The 19316-nt window shown below is 41.6% G+C and carries 17 protein-coding genes; 1 reads left to right on the top strand and 16 read right to left on the bottom strand.

The window, feature by feature from the left end:
• Positions 1-26 precede the first annotated feature (26 nt).
• From rarD to HSISS3_RS07320, 3 genes are all read right to left on the bottom strand, one after another.
• Positions 27-911 (bottom strand): EamA family transporter RarD, encoded by an 885-nt coding sequence (gene rarD, locus HSISS3_RS07310; protein WP_021152246.1) that lies wholly within the window; start codon positions 909-911, stop codon positions 27-29.
• Positions 904-1764, bottom strand: a complete 861-nt coding sequence (gene thrB, locus HSISS3_RS07315; RefSeq protein WP_021152247.1) for a homoserine kinase — start codon at positions 1762-1764, stop codon at positions 904-906. Before thrB ends, rarD begins: the two co-directional genes overlap by 8 nt.
• 82 nt (positions 1765-1846) lie before the next feature.
• Positions 1847-3133, bottom strand: coding sequence for a homoserine dehydrogenase (locus HSISS3_RS07320; RefSeq protein WP_021152248.1), 1287 nt, complete (start codon positions 3131-3133; stop codon positions 1847-1849).
• A gap of 173 nt (positions 3134-3306) precedes the next feature.
• Here HSISS3_RS07320 and HSISS3_RS07325 point away from each other — a divergent pair, with 173 nt between their 5' ends.
• Positions 3307-4185, top strand: coding sequence for a polysaccharide deacetylase family protein (locus tag HSISS3_RS07325; RefSeq protein ID WP_021145905.1), 879 nt, complete (start codon positions 3307-3309; stop codon positions 4183-4185).
• 41 nt (positions 4186-4226) lie between these two features.
• Here HSISS3_RS07325 and HSISS3_RS07330 read toward each other — a convergent pair whose 3' ends face one another.
• The 13 genes from HSISS3_RS07330 to HSISS3_RS07385 all read right to left on the bottom strand — a co-directional run.
• On the bottom strand, positions 4227-5357 hold the full coding sequence (locus HSISS3_RS07330; RefSeq protein WP_021152249.1) for an acetylornithine transaminase: 1131 nt from the start codon (positions 5355-5357) through the stop codon (positions 4227-4229).
• 3 nt (positions 5358-5360) lie between these two features.
• Positions 5361-6098, bottom strand: a complete 738-nt coding sequence (gene argB / locus HSISS3_RS07335; protein ID WP_021152250.1) for an acetylglutamate kinase — start codon at positions 6096-6098, stop codon at positions 5361-5363.
• A 26-nt stretch (positions 6099-6124) separates the two neighbouring features.
• Entirely contained in the window at positions 6125-7318 is a 1194-nt protein-coding gene (gene argJ / locus HSISS3_RS07340) for a bifunctional glutamate N-acetyltransferase/amino-acid acetyltransferase ArgJ (protein ID WP_021152251.1), read from the bottom strand.
• A 28-nt stretch (positions 7319-7346) separates the two neighbouring features.
• On the bottom strand, positions 7347-8369 hold the full coding sequence (gene argC, locus HSISS3_RS07345; RefSeq protein ID WP_021152252.1) for an N-acetyl-gamma-glutamyl-phosphate reductase: 1023 nt from the start codon (positions 8367-8369) through the stop codon (positions 7347-7349).
• 125 nt (positions 8370-8494) lie between these two features.
• On the bottom strand, positions 8495-9676 hold the full coding sequence (locus HSISS3_RS07350; protein ID WP_021152253.1) for a pyridoxal phosphate-dependent aminotransferase: 1182 nt from the start codon (positions 9674-9676) through the stop codon (positions 8495-8497).
• A gap of 9 nt (positions 9677-9685) precedes the next feature.
• Positions 9686-10468 (bottom strand): carbon-nitrogen family hydrolase, encoded by a 783-nt coding sequence (locus HSISS3_RS07355; RefSeq protein WP_021145914.1) that lies wholly within the window; start codon positions 10466-10468, stop codon positions 9686-9688.
• A gap of 132 nt (positions 10469-10600) precedes the next feature.
• Positions 10601-14647, bottom strand: a complete 4047-nt coding sequence (gene ldcB / locus HSISS3_RS07360) for an LD-carboxypeptidase LdcB/DacB (RefSeq protein WP_021152254.1) — start codon at positions 14645-14647, stop codon at positions 10601-10603.
• A gap of 284 nt (positions 14648-14931) precedes the next feature.
• Positions 14932-15498, bottom strand: coding sequence for a hypothetical protein (locus HSISS3_RS07365; protein ID WP_021145917.1), 567 nt, complete (start codon positions 15496-15498; stop codon positions 14932-14934).
• Between the two features lie 128 nt (positions 15499-15626).
• A complete protein-coding gene (locus tag HSISS3_RS12345) occupies positions 15627-16532 on the bottom strand; it encodes an SH3 domain-containing protein (protein ID WP_021152255.1) in 906 nt (301 codons plus the stop codon).
• A 110-nt stretch (positions 16533-16642) separates the two neighbouring features.
• Positions 16643-16912, bottom strand: a complete 270-nt coding sequence (locus HSISS3_RS12350; protein WP_021152256.1) for a hypothetical protein — start codon at positions 16910-16912, stop codon at positions 16643-16645.
• Between the two features lie 130 nt (positions 16913-17042).
• Positions 17043-17165, bottom strand: coding sequence for a YSIRK-type signal peptide-containing protein (locus tag HSISS3_RS12355; protein WP_239499747.1), 123 nt, complete (start codon positions 17163-17165; stop codon positions 17043-17045).
• A gap of 135 nt (positions 17166-17300) precedes the next feature.
• Entirely contained in the window at positions 17301-18053 is a 753-nt protein-coding gene (locus tag HSISS3_RS07380; RefSeq protein ID WP_008533927.1) for a response regulator transcription factor, read from the bottom strand.
• Positions 18054-18255: 202 nt separating this feature from the next.
• Positions 18256-19316, bottom strand: a 1061-nt coding sequence (locus tag HSISS3_RS07385; RefSeq protein ID WP_042771927.1) for an SH3 domain-containing protein, incomplete at its 5' end; no start/stop codon positions are given.

The raw sequence follows: 19316 nt of genomic DNA on the forward strand, positions 1-19316 counted from the left end.
AACTCATAAAAAGTCCCTGACAGACATCAGGAACTTCTACGAATAGTCGCTAATTGACCGGTCACGAAGACCAAGATAGCTATCCAAATAAAGATGAACCCCTTCAATTCTCCCATAGTAACAGTCTCACCAAAAATGAGAATAGCCACAAGCAGTTGAATGGTAGGATTAAGGTACTGGATAAAGCCGATAAGGTTAAGCGGTGCCCTTTTAACTGCCTCAGAGAAGCAGAGAAGGGGAACAGCCGTCACCACACCTGAGATGGCTAGGAGAAACATCTCCATGCTCGAGTATGAGGAAAATGACTCTGGTGAAAAGAAGGCCAAATAGACTACTACAAAAGGAAGAAGAAAACCACTTTCCACTAACATAGCCACATCACTAGACAACTTGACCCCCTTCTTGATCAAGCCATAAAAACCAAAACTCAGGGCTAATCCTAAAGAAACCATGGGAAGTTTTCCTGTATTAAGAACAAGAACCAATACTCCTATAAAAGCTAAAACTACTGCTGCCCACATGGTTCTGCTCAGAGATTCTCGAAGAAAAATAAGAGCAAACAGGATAGAAATAATAGGCATAATATAATAACCTAAACTAGCTTGTGTCGCTTGCCCATGACCCACAGCATAGATATAAATCAACCAGTTGGCTGCTATGAGAAAGCTGGCAAGCAGCATACGAAGCAAGGCCTTCTTATCCTGCCAAAGTTCCACAAGTTCCCCTTTAAAACGTGTATTTTGTTTAGCTATTAGCGCATAAACCAGCATGGTCACTACAGTAAAGACAATCCGCCATGAGAAGGTATTATAGGCTGAAACACCTGCTAAAAGCTTCCAAAAAAGGGATAAAAATCCCCATTGAATATAGGTTGCAAGTCCAAAGAGCAACCCTTGATTCTTTCTAGTCAACGACAACACCTGCTTTATCCACAGATAGGATGAAGGTTTCACCGTCTAATCCAAGACCATCGATAGCTGCTTTGAAGGCTGCAGACTTGTCCTTGGGTGTCAGAGTCATTACTGTTGGACCAGCACCTGAGAGATAGGTTGCATAGGCACCGTATTGGCCTGACAATTCCTTAATGGTCGCAAATTCCTTGACCAATTTTTGGCGATAGCGTTCGTGGAACATGTCTCCTTGGATAGCACGTCCCGCCTTGACCAAATCCCCTGCAAAGAGGGCAGCAATGGCAACATTGGCAATGGATGATGCAGCTACAGCTTCTTTGTAAGGCAAGTCACTTGGAAGCACCCCACGTGAATCAGAGGTCTTGAGTTCATAGCTCGGAATAAAGGCCACAAAGGCACACTCCGGAAAATCTGCCACGATGCTATTAACATGTTCATCCACATAAGAGGCTACAACAAGATTTCCAAAGATAGCTGGGGCAACATTGTCTGGGTGGCCTTCAATCTTGGTTGCAATATCAAGTTTATCATCGTCCGAGAGCTTCAGAACTGCCAATTGATTGGCTAACTCAATCCCTGCGACAATAACAGAGCTTGAAGAACCAAGCCCACGCGCCAAGGGAATATCTGATGTCATCACCAATTTATGAGGTTTCAAATCAGACTTAACTTGCAAGGCTGTTGAAATGAGGAGATTGTTTTCATCTGACGGAATATCTCCCAAATCATGTTCAATATGCCATGCATCTGCCGGTTCAAGCACTTCGATTGTCAAATATTTAGAAACGGCAACACCCACAGAGTCAAAGCCTGGACCAATATTGGCAGATGTTGCTGGAACAGTAATTTTCATAATAATACACCAAAAGGAGGAAAGCCATCAGCGACTTTTCTCCTTGATACCTTTCTTATACGCACCAATACGGGCTTATCAATTAGTTAGACAAAACTTTCAATGTGTTAACAACAGTGAAGTCTTCTGCTGCTTCAAGTTTCTCAGTAACCGCTTGGAGTTGTGTCTTAGACATAGCATGTGTAATCACAACGATACGAGCTGTTGTGCCATTTGCTTTTTGTTGCAAAACTTGTTCAAATGAAATATCTTCTGAGTTGAAGATTTGAGACAAGTGAAGGATTTTTCCTTTTTCGTCTGGCGTATCAAGGGCAAAGTAATAGTTGCTCTTAACGTCCGCTGGATTAGCCAACGGCAAGTCACGACGGAACTCGTTGAATGGTTTCCCAACATTGCCATCTGAAAGACGACGAGCAATACGGATAATGTCTGCCAAAACAGATGTTGCTGTTGGTTTTTGACCAGCACCTGGACCATAATACATTGATTCGCCAATACCGATAGATTCAACAAAGACTGCATTCATAACATCGTTGACACTAGCAAGTGGGTGATTTTTTGGCAAGAATGTTGGTGATACTTCTGCTGAAATTCCTGATTCTACTTCACGCACATCACCAACCAATTTGATGACATAACCCAATTCTTGAGCGACAGCTACATCATCAGTAGAGATGTTCGTAATTCCCTTGTGAGACACATCGTCAAAATCAATTGTAGCACCAAAACCAAATTGGCTTAGGATAACGGCTTTATAAGCAGCGTCAATACCTTCAACGTCGTTGGTTGGATCACTTTCAGCATAACCAAGTTCTTGAGCAGTCTTGAGGGCATCTTCGTATGACCAACCTTCGTCAACCATCTTAGTCATCATAAAGTTAGATGTTCCGTTGAGCACACCAAGGATACGTGTCACCTTGTCAGATGTCAAAGAGTTAGCCAAAGTACGCAAAATTGGAATACCACCAGCTACGGCAGCTTCGTAGTAGAAAGCCACACCCTTATCTTGAGCAAGGGTAATCAACTCTTTTCCATGAGTGGCAATCAAGTCTTTATTGGCAGAAACAATGTTTTTACCAGCTTCGAGCGCTTTAGTGATGAAGGTGCGGGCTGGCTCGATACGTCCCATCAATTCGACCACGATTTGAATGTCATCGTCGTTAAGGATTTCGTCAACATTTGTGACAAAATTGTAGTCGTTACCAGCAGCAAGAAGTCGATTTTTTTCCTCGTCATCTTTGACCAAAACTTTTGCAATTTCAAGCTGATCACGTGAGGCTGCAAGAACCTTTTCACCATTTTCCTGCAAGAGGAAAGGAATACCACTAGCTACTGTACCAAAGCCAAGTAATCCAATTTTAATAGACATTTACGATTTCTCCTTAAAAACATACATTTTTTTAATTGTACCATATTTCTGTCGGAATTGACAGAATATTGTTGCCATTTAAGGTGGCAAGTATCCTTTTTTACTGAAAATTCTGTGCAATTCCACCTTATTTTTGTTAAAATAATAGTTAGACCTATTTGAAAGGGGATACAATGACTTTTCAAGCTCAAAAATCAACCAAACCTAAACGAAAGAAGATGAATTTTCTTCTACTTGTCATAAATCTGGCACTTCTCGGTATCTTGGCCGTTTTTATGTTAAACCGTCCAAACCAGTCGAAAACCAATCAAAAACATGCCCAGACGAGTCAGTCTAAGAGTACAGCCAATTGGAAGACCTATGACGATCCTGTTCAAATTCCTATCCTCATGTACCATGCTGTTCACGTTATGGATCCATCTGAGGCCTCTAACGCCAACCTGATTGTTGCTCCGGACAATTTTGAAGCACAAATAAAGGCCATGGTAGATGCCGGTTACTATTTCCTAACTCCTGAAGAAGCCTACAAAGCCTTCACTGAAAACGCCCTACCTGCTAAGAAGGTTGTCTGGCTGACCTTTGACGATGGTAACGAAGACTTCTATACGATTGCCTATCCTATTCTCAAAAAATACAAGGCTAAGGCAACCAATAATATTATCACTGGCTTTGTCAAGAAAGGGAACGCTGGAAATCTCACTGTTAAACAGATGAAAGAAATGATGGCACACGGCATGAGCTTCCAATCTCATACGGTTAACCACCCTGATTTGTCTGTCAATGACAAGGCAACGCAAAAGGCTGAATTAACGGATTCTATTGACTTTCTTGAAGATAAACTCAATACCAAGGTCAATACCATTGCCTATCCGTCAGGTCGCTACAACCAAACGACCTTGGACTTGGCTAAGAAAACTTACAAGTTAGGACTGACTACCAACGAAGGACTGGCTAGTGCTAAGGATGGCCTCCTCTCACTTAATCGTGTCCGCATCCTACCAACAACAACCTCTAAAGGGCTTCTCAGCGAGATTGCTACTGACAATAAGTAAAAGAAATCACTTGATTAACGGTCAAGTGATTTTTCTATTGTCTAGTCAAATATTTCTGATAGAATGGTCACACCCTTTTCAATTTCAGCATCACTTAGTGTGATTGGTGGCAAAAGACGGATCACATTGGTTCCTGCAGTTAAGACAATCAATCCCTTATCTCTGGCCGCTTGAACCAATTCTCCTAGATTGCCAGTAGTCTCGATTCCAATCATATAACCCAAGCCACGGACAGTGGTAACCGTCTCTTTATCAGATAAAGCCGCCTGCAATTTTGCTTGTAGCTTATTTCCATTTTCAAGAGCAGTGTCAAGAAAACCAGGTGCTAACATAACTTCAAGCGTGGCCTTAGCAGCCGCCATAGCCAGCTTATTGCCTCCAAAGGTAGAGCCATGACTTCCGTAAGAGAAGGCTTCTCCAAGAGATGACTTAGCAAGCATGGCTCCAACTGGCACCCCATTTGCCAAACCTTTAGCCAAGGTAAAGATATCTGGTTCAATGCCATAGTGCTCATAAGCGTAGAGCTTACCAGTACGACCAATACCTGTCTGAACCTCATCTACGATGAGATAAATTCCAGTTTCCTGACAGTACTCAGACAAGGCCTTAACAAAGTCCTTATCCGCAGGTTGAACACCTGACTCCCCTTGGACCAACTCAAGCATAATGGCCGCCGTTTCTTTATTGGCTAGGGCCTTAACACTGTCTATGTCATTGAAAATGGCATAGCTAAAATGGGGCACACCTTCACCAAAACCTTGTTTGATTTTATCCTGACCAGTGGCAGACATGGATCCGAAGGTTCTACCGTGGAAGGAATTTTGGAAGGTAATGATTTCTTGTTTACCCGATGCCTTACGGGCGATTTTAATGGCTGCCTCATTGGCCTCTGCACCACTGTTACAGAAAAAGGCCAGATAATCCTTGTCACCAATTAAAAGTCCAGCAACATCTTCTTGCAACTGATTATCATAAAGATTAGGCTGGTGCAAAATCTTGCCCACCTGCTCTGTTAGAGCCTGATTGACATGGGGATGATAGCCAAGGTTAGTTACCCCAATACCAGATGAAAAATCCAAGTAGGTCTTGCCAGTTGTATCTGTCAAATAATTACCATGGGCCGAAGCAAAATCAATCGCTGCCCGTTTATAATTTGAAAATAGTTTTGTCATCGTTTACTCCTTGATTATGGTACCATCTGTCAGGTTATCACCAATAATGACCTGCTCAACACCAGATTCAACCGTCTGAACAGCACTTTGAATTTTAGGAATCATGCCCCCAGTAATCACACCTGAATCTATTTTTTTCTGAACGTCCACAAGATTCAGATGCTCCAAAACCTGTCCATTCTCTAAAACACCTTTGACATCTGTCATAAGAATAAGTTTTTTGGCACCTAGACTAATTGCCACAGCTCTAGCAAGGTAATCGGCGTTGATATTGAGCAAATCACCCTGCTCACTGTAACCCAAGCTAGGAATCAAAGGAAGCTTGCTTTGAGCAAGGAGTGCCACTAGGGTCTGATTAGTGATATGGCTGACCTCACCCACAAAGCCATAAGTCTCTTGATCTAAGAAATCAGCATGGACAAGGTCTGGAAGCTCATCTACGACCTGATAGGCTGGCAAACCTGCAGTTGTAAGCTCACCTGCTAAGTTTTTCCCAACCATATCAACTAAGGCTTCTTTGATTAGCCCCATATCTGACTGACTCGTCACCCGCAGACCATTGATCTTGTGGATTGGGATGTCATGTTCCTCCATGAGTTGATTGATTGCAAAGCCACCCCCATGGACGATGATTATTTTTTGACCAGCCTGCTGCCATTCTGACAGTTTAGTCAGTATCTCAGGAGTTAGCTGTTTACTGGCTACTCCACCAATCTTAATTACAATATATTCAGTAAGCATCAGTTAACTCCTTTTCCTTAGACAGTCTAAGTGTGATAGAGGGCATTAATCTTAACGTAATCGTAAGAGAGATCACAACCCCATGCGGTTCCTTTTTCTTGGCCTGAATGAAGGTCTACTGTTATGGTCACTTCGTCCTCATGCATGATGTCTTTCATTTCTTCATCATCAAAGGTCACAGGACTAGAGGCTAACATGACCGGCAGGCCGCCAATCATAATATCTACATTATCCACAGGTACATCCACACCAGCATAACCAACAGCAGCTAAAATACGTCCCCAGTTAGGATCCTCACCAAAGATGGCTGTTTTGACCAGACTGGAACCGACAACAGATTTGGCCATCATACGGGCATCAAGGGCATTCGGAGCATTGACCACATCAACTTGGATGAGCTTATTGGCACCTTCACCGTCCTTGGCAATCTTTTTAGCCAGTTCTTGCATCACAAAATTCAGCATTTTTGAAAATTTATCGAACTCGGGTGTATCTGGCAGAATCTCTTCGTTGAGCGTGCAACCATTTGACATGACAAGCACCATATCATTAGTCGAAGTATCTCCGTCAACCGTAATCTGATTAAAAGTCTTTTCTACATTTTGACTCAAGGCTAATTGGAGAGTCTCACTGGAAATATTGGCATCACAGGTAATAAAACCGAGCATGGTCGCCATATTAGGGTGAATCATACCTGAACCCTTAGCAACACCAGCCATAGTCACAACATCACGTCCAAAAGTCTCCGTCACAGCAATGGTCTTAGTCGCTGTATCTGTCGTCAAAATTGCCTTGGCGAAATCATCAGCATTACCATTAACCACTATCTTGGAAAGACCATTTTTCAAGATATCCATTGGTAGCAACTCACCAATAATCCCTGTAGAAGCCACACCAACCAAATCTGGTTCAACACCTAACTTTTCAGCGGTCCACTCCTGCATGGTGTAAGCATCCTCCAATCCTTGGGTCCCTGTACAAGAATTAGCCACACCTGAGTTAACAACGATAGCCTTCATTTTCCCTGCCTTTTTTACCGAGGTCTTGGTCACAATCAAAGGAGCTGCAATAACCTTATTGGTCGTGTAAACCCCTGCCACACTGGCTGGCTTTTCAGAGACAATCCAACCAAAATCCATTTTTCTCTTTTTAAATCCTGCATGTAGCCCATCAGCTGAAAAACCAAGCGGACTGGCAATCGTTCCATCTATGACTTTCATATTTTTTCTCCTATTTCTGTTCTTATCTCTACAAGTATGACGGTGTCATAAGCAAACCTTCTGTCTCATCCCACCCCTGCATGAGGTTGAGATTTTGAACCGCTTGGCCAGCAGCACCCTTGATCAAATTATCAATGACTGAAATAACCGTCAGAACATTGGTTTTCTCATTATAGGCAAATCCGATATCAGTAAAATTCGATCCAATGACATTATGGAGCTCTGGTAAATTATCTTGCACACGTACAAAAGGTTTATCATCATAAGCTTTTGCAAAGGCTGAAGCGACATCAGAGACAGCTACATCCTTCTTTAATTTGCAATAAACGGTAGCCATAATCCCACGATTAACCGGTAAAAGCGACGTTGAAAACTGAATCTCCGGCATATCAGCATCAAAAGCCCTCAAAGTCTGGACAATCTCTGGAATATGCTGATGATGATTGAGCTTATAGGTCACATAATTATCGTGAACATTGACAAAATGGCTAGACTCACTAAGCGCCTTACCAGCACCAGTCAAACCAGACTTAGCATCCACGATGACGCTATCTATCTCAATCAAACCAGCAGCAGCCAAAGGAATCAAGACCAATTCTGTCGCCGTCGCGTAACATCCAGGATTGGCAATAAATTTTTTATCCTTTACATCTGTATATTCTGACAATGCGTATGTAAATTTATTCAAAATCATTTCCTTAGCAGGTGATTTTTTATACCATTTTTCATAAATGGAAGCCGGCAAGCGATGATCTCCAGATAAATCAATAATAGGAAAGCCAGCCTGAACAAATTCTTCTGCCAATGAACTAGCAACTCCAGAAGGTGTGGCAAAGAAGACTAAGTCTGCCTTTTCCATAATCTTTTGGGCATCGAAAGCTTCTATTTCTAAATCACAAACACCTGTCAAATAGGGATACACTTCAGACAATCGTCGGCCTACTTCCTTGGTTGCGTGAATAGAAACAAGTTCTGCTTTTTTATGATTATTCAAAATTTTAACTAACTCTAAACCACTATAACCAGTGATACCAACGATTGAAATTTTCATTTATGCACTCCTTTTGAATAAATATGTGATTAGTTTATTGTATTTTTATTCATTTGTCAAGAGAAAAATGCAAAAATATGAAAAAACAAGCAGTATTTTCCAACCACTTGTTTCATAAATGCTATTTAATGATCAAATAAATGCAAATCTGCAATACGATTGACGGCCTCGACAAGACGTTCAGGCTCTACTAGCAGTCCGATACGAACATAAGCATCTCCCGCTGGTCCAAATCCTTTGCCTGGTGCCACAGCAACATGGGCCTTCTCAAGCAAAAGATCTGCAAAACTTTCACTGGTGTAGCCCTCAGGTACAGGCATCCAAGCATAGAAGGAACCTTTAGATGGAAAGGCCTGCCAGCCAATCTTAGCTGCTGCTTGCGTAAAAGCATCTCGACGGCTATCATAAACCGCATTTAGTTTGGCCACTGCCTCCTCAGATTTAGGATCTAAGAGGGCAGCAATCCCAGCATCCTGCAAAGCGGGAAAAATTCCCACAAAAAGGTGGTCCTGAATGAGGTTTAAGGCTTCAACCATCTCAGCATTTCCAGCCGCAAAAGCCAAGCGCCAACCTGCCATATTAAAGGTTTTTGAGAAGGTATAAAACTCAATTCCTACATCCTTGGCACCGGGTACCGATAAAAAACTAGGATTCTCATCCCCTTGATAACCCAAAGCCCCGTAGGCCAAATCACTCACCACTCCTACCTCGTAGGTCTTAGCCCAGGCAACCAATTTTTCATAAAATGCCTTTGTCGCCACAGCCCCCGTAGGATTATTAGGGTAATTGATATAGATAAACTTAGCACGACGAGCTGTCTCCTCAGGAATAGCTTCCAAATCTGGCAAAAAATCATTTTCAGCCGTCAAAGGAAAGGTCTCATAGGTTACACGGGCCAGAATCACTCCCGACAAGTAGTCAGGGTAACCTGGGTCAGGCAGGAGCAAAAGGTCACCAGTATTCATCAAGGCTAAAGGCAATTCCACAAGGCCAATCTTAGCCCCACCTGTGACACAAATCTCACGCTCCGCATCCAAATCAATCCCATAATGTTTCTTGTAAAAACTTGTAGCTGCTTCCTTGAAGGGACGATTGCTACGAAACTGAGAATACTTGTGGCTAGCTGGATTATGGGCTGAGGTACATAAGGCCTCAACAATATGGTCATAAGTCGGCTGGTCTGGATTTCCCTGGCCAAGGTTGATCACATCTGCACCTTCAGCTATCTTGGCATTCACCTTGGCTACCAACCCTGCAAAAAACTGTTTTGGCAATTCTTTCAATAAATCAGATTCTTCAAATAACATAAACACTCCTTAATGATACAAGTCCGTGCGACGGTCCTCAAAAACGGGAATTTGACCTCGAACTCGGTCCACCTCTTCAAGATTAATATCAGCCGTAAAAATGCCCTCCTCATGTTCCTTGGCCTGCAAGACTACATTTCCCAGAGGATCTATAACCATGGAATGTCCCGAAAAGACATCGTCTGGTCCTGCTCCGACACGGTTAACAGCTACCACAAAGGCTTGGTTTTCAACCGCACGCGCCTTGAGTAAAATCTCCCATTGTTGCACACGAGGCTCAGGCCACTGAGCTACCACAAAAAGCACCTTGACCCCTTGCGCCATCTGTGTTCGCACCCATTCAGGAAAACGAATATCGTAACAAATAACACTAGCCGCTGTCACACCATCAAGCTCAAAAACAGACTCCACAGTCCCAGCCGACATATACTGGTCCTCCGCCATCAATCCGAAAAGATGGACCTTACTGTAGGTATTGATTAAGTCCCCAGACTTATTGTAGACATAGGTTGTATTGTAGAATTTGCCATCTTTCTCAATGGCAACAGACCCTCCGAGAATAGCCACAGCATGTTCTCTGGCAAAATGAGATAAGAGAGCTTGAGATTCCAGTCCATCCTTATCCGCAATACCGTCAAGTTCATCTAAAGCATAGCCTGTATTCCACATTTCAGGAAGCACAATAACATCGGGATTGTCATCAAGCGCCCTTTCCAACATCTCTTTCACGTGTTTTACATTTTCAGCAGGCTGTCCGTGAGCAACATCCATCTGTACCAATGCGATTTTCATAGTAACCTCGATTCTATATTAACCATTATAGCACTCCAAAAGACGTCACAAAAATTGAAAAATTCAATCTCCTGATAAAGAGAGGCTATCAAAAAAGGCTGGACACGTTGTCCAACCTGATTCTTTATCTCATTAAGCAATATCGACGTAACGACGAGCACCACTTGCGGTCATGTATGAGAGCCATGTGTGACCATCGGCTGTCAAAACCTTATCGTAGTTAACGCTCATACCCTTATCATAGTAGGCCAATTCTGGGCTTGAAACCTTGGCTTCTGCCTTAATTGACGCACGGCCTGTAAAGGTATAACGGCCTGACTCTGGGAGACTTGGTTTCGCAGTTGGTTGACTTGCTTCAGCCTTAGCTGCAACAATATCAACGTAACGGCGGGCACCGCTTGCTGTCATGTATGAAAGCCATTGATGACCATCGGCTGTCAAAACTTTGTCATAGTTAACGCTCATACCCTTGTCATAGTAGGCCAACTCTGGGCTTGAAACCTTAGCTTCTGCCTTGATTGACGCACGACCTGTAAAGGTATAAGTGCCTGATTCTGGCAGACTTGGTTGGTCCGCTGGTTTCGCAACCGGTTTGGCTTCTGGTTTAGTTTCTGTAGCTTTAACTGTTGCAATATCAACGTAACGACGGGCACCGCTTGCTGTCATGTATGAAAGCCATTGATGACCATCGGCTGTCAAAACCTTGTCGTAGTTTACAGTCATACCCTTATCATAGTAGGCCAATTCTGGGCTTGAAACTTTGGCTTCTGCCTTAATTGACGCACGACCTGTGAAAGTATAAGTTCCTGTCGCTGGAAGACTTGGTTGGTCCGCTGGTTTAGCAACTGGTTTGGCTTCTGGTTTAGTTTCTGTAGCTTTAACTGTTGCAATATCAACGTAACGACGGGCACCGCTTGCTGTCATGTATGAAAGCCATTGATGACCATCAGCTGTCAAAACCTTATCGTAGTTAACGCTCATACCTTTATCATAGTAGGCCAATTCTGGGCTTGAAACCTTAGCTTCTGCCTTGATTGACGCACGACCTGTGAAGGTATAAGTTCCTGTCGCTGGAAGGTTAATGGCACCTGTAGTGGCTGGTTTGCTTTCAGCAGGTTTGCTGCTAGTAGCATAATCGCCACCTTCGATACCGAAGTATTCTTCCAAACTCAAGCCTGAATCGTGAATATCTTTAGCTTCTTTACCCACATAGCGGATGTGCCATGCTTCTGGCATGTAGCCAGTTGAAGCTTCTTTACCTGCTTGGAAACGCACGATAAAGCCATAGTTATGTGCATTATCTTTAAGCCATTGACTAGCTCGTGCATCCTCAAGCAAGTTACCAGATTTATCAGTCAAGTCAAAGACCAAACCAGTTTGGTGTTCGCTAAATCCAGGACGAGCTGAGTAACGGTCCGCAGCTGCTTGACCATCACGGCTTACGTAGTTGTCGTAAAGAGTCTTTTGATAATCGTAAGAACGGAAACCACTGTATGAACGTCCAACATTCAAACCTTGGTTAATCATATCGTCACGAAGACGAACAAAGGCTGCTTTAGCTGTAGGATTTTCACCTGGGTTATAGTCCTTAGAAAGACCGTGTTTTTTATTGACAATAATAATATCATCGTATTTACCACGAACACTGTAATAAGAACCGTTATTGGTCAATTTCCCTGTTACATGGGATTCATTAGATTGAGGGACTGTGGCTGTAGTTTCGGTAATATAAGTTCGTTTACCATCCAACATATAGTAAAGATGAACAGAATAGCTACCAGCATCGCCCTTGTGGCTGGCTGTATCGACATGAACCTTGTAGCTACCGTCTGATTGTTTATCAGCATGGTACCATGTAAGGTCATCTTGACCATTCTTATCTGACCAAATTGGAACACGAACTTCTTGAACTGTCTTGCCACCACCTGAAACATTAGTTACGACAACATCAAAGCCGTTAGACGTTTGGTTGGTGATCGTCAATTCCCCTGCTACTTGAGATTCAGGGACTGTGGCTGTAGTTTCGGTAATATAAGTTCGCTTACCATCTAACATATAGTAAAGATGCACGGCATAGGTACCAGCATCGCCCTTGTGGCTGGCTTTATCTACATGAACCTTGTAGCTACCGTCTAATTGTTTGTCGGCATGGTACCAAGTAAGATCATCTTGACCATTCTTATCTGACCAGATTGGAACACGCACTTCTTGGACTGTCTTGCCACCACCTGAAACATCAGTTACGACAACATCAAAGCCATTAGACGTTTGGTTGGTAATCGTCAATTTTCCTGTTACTTGAGTTTCAGGGACTGTGGCTGTAGTTTCGGTAATATAAGTTCGTTTACCATCCAACATATAGTAAAGATGCACAGCATAGGTACCAGCATCGCCCTTGTGGCTGGCTTTATCTACATGAACCTTGTAGCTACCGTCTGATTGTTTATCAGCATGGTACCAAGTGAGGTCATCTTGACCATTCTTATCTGACCAAATTGGAACACGAACTTCTTGAACTGTCTTGCCACCACCTGAAACATCGGTAACCACAACATCGAAGCCGTTAGACGTTTGGTTGGTAATCGTTAATTTTCCTGCTACTTGAGATTCAGGAACTGTAGCTGTGGTTTCTGTAATATAAGTTCGTTTACCATCCAACATATAGTAAAGATGCACAGAATAAGTACCAGCGTCACCCTTGTGGCTGGCTTTATCTACATGAACCTTATAGCTACCGTCTGATTGTTTGTCGGCATGGTACCAAGTGAGATCGTCTTGACCATTCTTATCTGACCAAATTGGGACACGCACTTCTTGAACTGTCTTGCCACCACCTGAAACATTGGTAACCACAACATCAAAGCCGTTAGACGTTTGGTTGCTTATAGTAAGGTCACCTGAAACACGGTTTTCTTGTGGCTTAGACTCAGTAGTTTTCAAAGTCGCAATATCCACATAACGACGTGTACCACTGTAACTAATGTAAGAAATCCATTGGTGGTTATCCGCAGTCAAGACCTTGTCATAGTTCACTTTGTAGCCTTTTTCCAAGGTATAAAGTGTTTCTGCAGAGGCCTTAGGTTCGTTTTTAACATTCAAGCTACGTGTCACATTATAAGTACCACTTGCTGGAAGTTTTTCAGCACCAGTAGTTTCTGGTTTTGCTTGATTAGTCTCTGTTGGTTTAGCAGCTGGTGTTTCAGCTTTAGCAGGTGTCAAAGTCGCAATATCGGCATAGTAGCGAACATAGTCATAACCAATGTAAGAAATCCATTGGTGATTATCCGCAGTCAAAACTTTGTCATAGATGACATGATCACCCTTACTGAAAACAAAAGTAGGTTTGAGGTCTGCTTTTGGCTCTTTCTTAATATCTGTGTCACGTGTAAAGTAGAAAGTTCCTGTCGCTGGGATGTTCAAAGCCCCTGTTGTAACTTGAGCGCCATTAGAAGGCTTACCATCCCCACTACCACTATTACCACTGCCACTACCAGCTGCCACTGGTTTCACTGGAGCATAACGACGCACGCCAGAGTATGATTTGTAACTAATCCATTGGTAGCCGTCAGCTGTCACGACTTGGTCGTAGAAGACGCTATCCCCTGGATTCACATAAAATTCAGCCTTGGCAGAAACCTTAGGTTGATTCTTGATTTCTGTACGTTCCTTGTAGACATAAGTTCCTTGGCTTGGAAGGTCGCTGTCAGTAGTTGCTGTTGGTGCGCTCACCAAGCTAGTATTAACAGCCGCTCTCACCATACTAGATACATCAAGGTTAGCATCTTTTTCAGCTAGATTTGAGCGATTTGTCACAGCTGAAGGGGCAACTGCAGTTTCAGATGCTTTATCAGCTGTTTGTGAGGCACTGACTTCACTTGTCGCTTCGCTAGTAGCAGTTTCACTAGCTGTTTGACTTGTTGTTGAAGTTTCGCTAGCTTTCTCACTTGATGTCACTCCATTCGTTGCTACGCCACTGAAAATATCAGCCGCTGTTAAGGCATCACTATCTGAAGTCGCACGCAAAGTGGCATCTGAAGTCGTTGCGACTTCGTGGTGTTCGTCAGCCAAAGCTTGGCCCGCAAAGACCAAACTAGCTCCTAAAAGAACTGACGCAGCCTCAAAAGAATATTTACGAATTGAAAAACGTTGTTGTTCGTGTAAAAATTTTTCTCGTTTCATATTATTATTTCTCTCTATCAAATTGTTATTACCGATTGATTGTAACATTAGGTGACAAATATTACAAGTGTTTTACAAAAAATACTTTATATTTCTCACTTGTCCACTAGTATACCAAATTTTTTGACTTGTTCCCACTTAAATCATAAACTGTCCGATTTTCGTCATAATCGAAAAAAATGACTGATTATACTTATATATTCGTTGTTTTTCCAAAAAAATGGAAAATAAAGTAAAAACACGATAGCTTTAAATGCCATCATGTTTCATTTTTGAACCTTATATCAATGTCCTACATCTGAATATGAAATGTAATAACGTTGCCCATCTTTGACAAAACTATACCAGTTTCCATCAGGTAAAATTTCATATTTATCCCAATCAACATCACCTGCAGGCATTTTAGAAACAACCCCACTGTCTTTATCTGGTGCAGCATAGACAGGGGTTTCCTCATCAAGTGTCAATGTTCCAGAAGTAGCTTTCCAAGCACCTCGACCACCCTCAACTCCTCCAACTTGAGAAGCTGGTGTTGTTGCTTCAGCCACTTGTCCGCCATCTGTAGTACCTGCTTGAGCTTGTTCTTGAGAAGAAGCCTTAGGTGCTACTGCTGAGGCCTGATTGTCATTTTCTTCATTTGTGACTGCCGAAGATGATGATCGAGTTGATTTTTTATCCTTCTTAACGACCTTACTTGAGCTTGAAGATGACTTTTTAACCGTTTGGACTGAACTGCTACTTGTGCCAACACGCGCTGATTCATGGCTGTTAAATTTAGTCACCAAAAAGATAGCGAGGGTAACTACGATAAGGGCTAATACTAAACCAATAAGTTTACTTGTATTTTTCATGATTAATATTCCTTTTATTTGTTTTTCGTTACAAATATAACATCTTTATTTCTATATTTCAATACAATTTCATAAAATAATATAAAAATATTTCCTGCGATCTTCTATAATAGGGTGACCCCTATGTCTTAGCTAATAGCAATATAGCGACGTGCACCTGAATATGATAAGTAAGAAATCCAATAGTGACCATCTGCCTGAATAAGACTATCATAATTCACGGTATTTCCAGCATCATAGTATGCCAACTCAGGTGCAGAAATCTTTGGTTCTGCTTTGATACTTGCATAGCCTTTAAAAGTATAAACACCACTATTAGGAATTGATGGTTTAGAAGGATTAGATATAGTTGAAGCACTTTCTACAGTTGAAAGCTTTTGTACTGGAATATAGCGACGGTTTCCTGAATATGATAGATAAGAAATCCAGACATAACCATCTGACTGAAGTGTTTTATCATAATTGACAGTATTTCCCGCTTCATAATAGGCTAGTTCTGGGGCAGACATTTTTGGTTCGGATTTAATACTTACTCGCTCAGTAAATTGATAAGTTCCAGACGATGCTAGACTACTTACCGTATTATTTGTTGGCATCGGAGCATCAGGAATACTTGTATTCCCACCTTTTAAGTCTTTAAAATGGATGTAACCTGTATAATGGGAAATAGGTAATGTTTGAGTATGGTAACTATGATCACATACACCATTGATATACCAATTGTACTCCTCAATAATAACATTATTACCACGGACATCCGCTACCCATGCAACATGTCCATACCCGCCATCATCGAAATAGGCTACAGATCCTCTAGCTGGAGTCTTATCTACACGATAGCCATACCCTCTAGCAGTAGCACCCCATCGAGCTCCATTTCCCAATGCTCGAGGTGGTTCAATATGATTTACATTTTTTAATCTATAAGCAACAAAAGATGTACAATTACCCATCGCATAGCCCCATTGGTCGTATCCTTCAGCAAACCTCCAAGCTGCTGGGTAATCATCTCCAATTCTAGGATTAGTCGACATTGGTCGTCTAATATTTCCAACACTAAATAATCTCGAATAACCAGTACTTGGTGTTGATGGCTTATTATCAGTTATAATTTCAGGAACTTTTGGTTCAGAAATTTTCTCTGTTACAGTAACTTTTTCAGTCTCCTTATCTTCACGTACCTCGGACTTAATTTTTTATTTGCCTCATTTGAAATGCTTGGAATAGTAATTTTTTTATCAGATGACTTATCAGTATTTGTCGCTACGTTAACCTTTTCTTCTACTGTTGATATCGCTTCAGTAGTATTTTCAACTTTGTGAGTTTCATTCGTAGTAACTGTTTCAACATGCTGAGAACTTTCACTTGTCTTTTCTGGAGTCACAGCACTTGAAGATGCTTTAGCAGGTTCCAAACTATCCTTTGGAACTGAAACAGTAGCTTCAGAAAGAACAATCTCAGTATTTGAAGAAGTTACTTTCTCTGATACAACTCCATTATCGCTAGTAATACTTGCAGTTGATTCAGAAACAGCCGTTTGCTCATCAGCATGAGCAGTCTGTACACCAAGAAAGTAGTAAAGCCCCTAAAAGCACAGAAGCAGCACCAAAAGAGTACTTACGAATTGAGAAACGTTGACTAGTAAAGTTGAAATAACTATACTTCATAATAGAAAAATCTCCTTAAATTTTTTACATCAAAAAGTATAGCATCAAAAATTAAGTTTTTTCATACTTGTCATAAAATACTCAAATTTCGTCATAATCAGAAAATAACATTTTAAAACAAAAATACTATATACATCAAACTGCCATGTTTTTTGGAACAAGCATCTTAGCAACAATCTCTTTTTGTTTAGCTTTTGAAACCAAGCATGACTCTCCGTTTTCAAAATAAATAATACCTAACTCTTTGTCCAATCTCACAATGTTTTCGGGATTTACAACAAATGATTTATGACATTTATATAGTCTGCAATCTTGTTTCACAATTTTTGACAATTGACCATAGAACTCGATTTGCTCTTCTGTTGTATGAAGAATCACCTTATGAACTGTTGGAGATGTTTCAAAATAAAGAATCTTATGAAAAGGAACTTGTATAGTTGCATTCTTTGTATCTACCGTAAAAGCACACTCTATTTGGCTCAAACCATTTTTAGAAAGTGCTAATCCAATATCAGAAATAAGCCTATCTTCATATTCATTATCAGGCAAATTCTCATCAATAAAATCAAGTGCAGCTAAGCGATACTGAAAGGTTGAAGGTAGGAGTTCGGGATGTGCTGTGATGAAAACAATACTTGCATACGGATCTCGCTCACGAATCTGTTGAGCAACCAATATTCCCCCTTCGACATCACTGTCAGATCCAATATCTAGAAAAAACAGTAAATGCGAACCCCTTTCCGTAATACGCTCTAATAATTGATCGGGTTTATCATATAAATCAACCTTCCCAATTCTTAAAATATATATTTGTTTGGACTTGTGGATAGCATCCTCAAGACGAGCTTGTTGAAAATAATCTTCTTCTAAAACAAAAATATCTAACATGCTCAGTACCTCCGTTTTATATCATTTTCTTTCAATAACTTGATGAATTAGCTACGTATAGAACGAATCCTATACTTTCACCTTGATTTTACAACTTTCGCTAATTTACGGCAAATATTTCCAAAACATATTGAACAATATATTTATTCAACTCTTGAAACTAAAAAAACACCACCCTCAAAAGAGAGTGATGTTACAACTCTTAAGAAATATCCACATAGCGTCTTGCACCGCTATAGGTTACATAAGACAACCAGGTGTGGCCATCAGCTGTAAGGACCTTGTCATAGCGAACGGACATACCTTTATCATAGTAGGCTAACTCTGGACTTGCAACACTTGGTTGAGTCTTGATAGAGCTAGGTTGGGTAAAGGTATAAGTGCCGGTTGCTGCTAGGCTTGGACTTGTTGGTTGAGCAACTGCTGTTGCCTTACCATCAATAGAAATGTAACGACGGCTACCTCCACGACTAAGGTAAGAGAGCCATGTATGACCATCTGCAGTCACCAATCTGTCATAGTTAACGGACATGCCAGCAGCATAGTAGGCCAACTCTGGACTTGCCACACTTGGTTCTGCTTTAATGCTAGAGCGTTCCTTGAAAGTATAGGTACCAGAAGATGGTGTACTTGGTTGAACTGGTTGTTCTACTGGTTTAGTCACACTTGTTGGTGTGATAGCCACATAGAAACGATTTCCTGAATAGCTGAGATAAGAAAGCCATGTATAGCCGTCATTATTGACAACCTTGTCATAGTTGACTGACATACCAGCATCGTAGTAACTAACATCTGGGTTAGCTACCAAAGGTTGAGTCTTGATGCCAGAACGAGCCGTAAAGGTATATGAACCTGAAGCTGGAAGGTTGTGGCGGGTTGCATTTTGAACTGGAACAGTTGTGCTAGTGCCTCCGATACCTACCATCTTACCGTCTTGGACATAGTAGAGATGAACAATGTATTCGCCTGCTTCAGACTTATGGTCACCAACATTGATACGAACCTTGTAGCTACCATCACTTTGTCTGTCAGCTTGGTGCCATACCAAATCGTCTTGGCCGTCTTTAACTGTCCAAACTGGAACACTGACGCCTTGGATAGCCTTGTCGCCACCAGAAACATTGGTGATATGAACATCAAAACCAAGGTTAGAGAGATTTTCAATATTGATAGTACCGCTTGGTTTGCTTTCTTGTTGAGCAAGTTTTGCCACAGCTACATAACGGCGGTTACCATTAAAGCTGAGGTAAGAAAGCCATTGAT

It is taken from the genome of Streptococcus sp. HSISS3, from assembly GCF_000448605.1.
Taxonomy (GTDB): domain Bacteria; phylum Bacillota; class Bacilli; order Lactobacillales; family Streptococcaceae; genus Streptococcus; species Streptococcus raffinosi.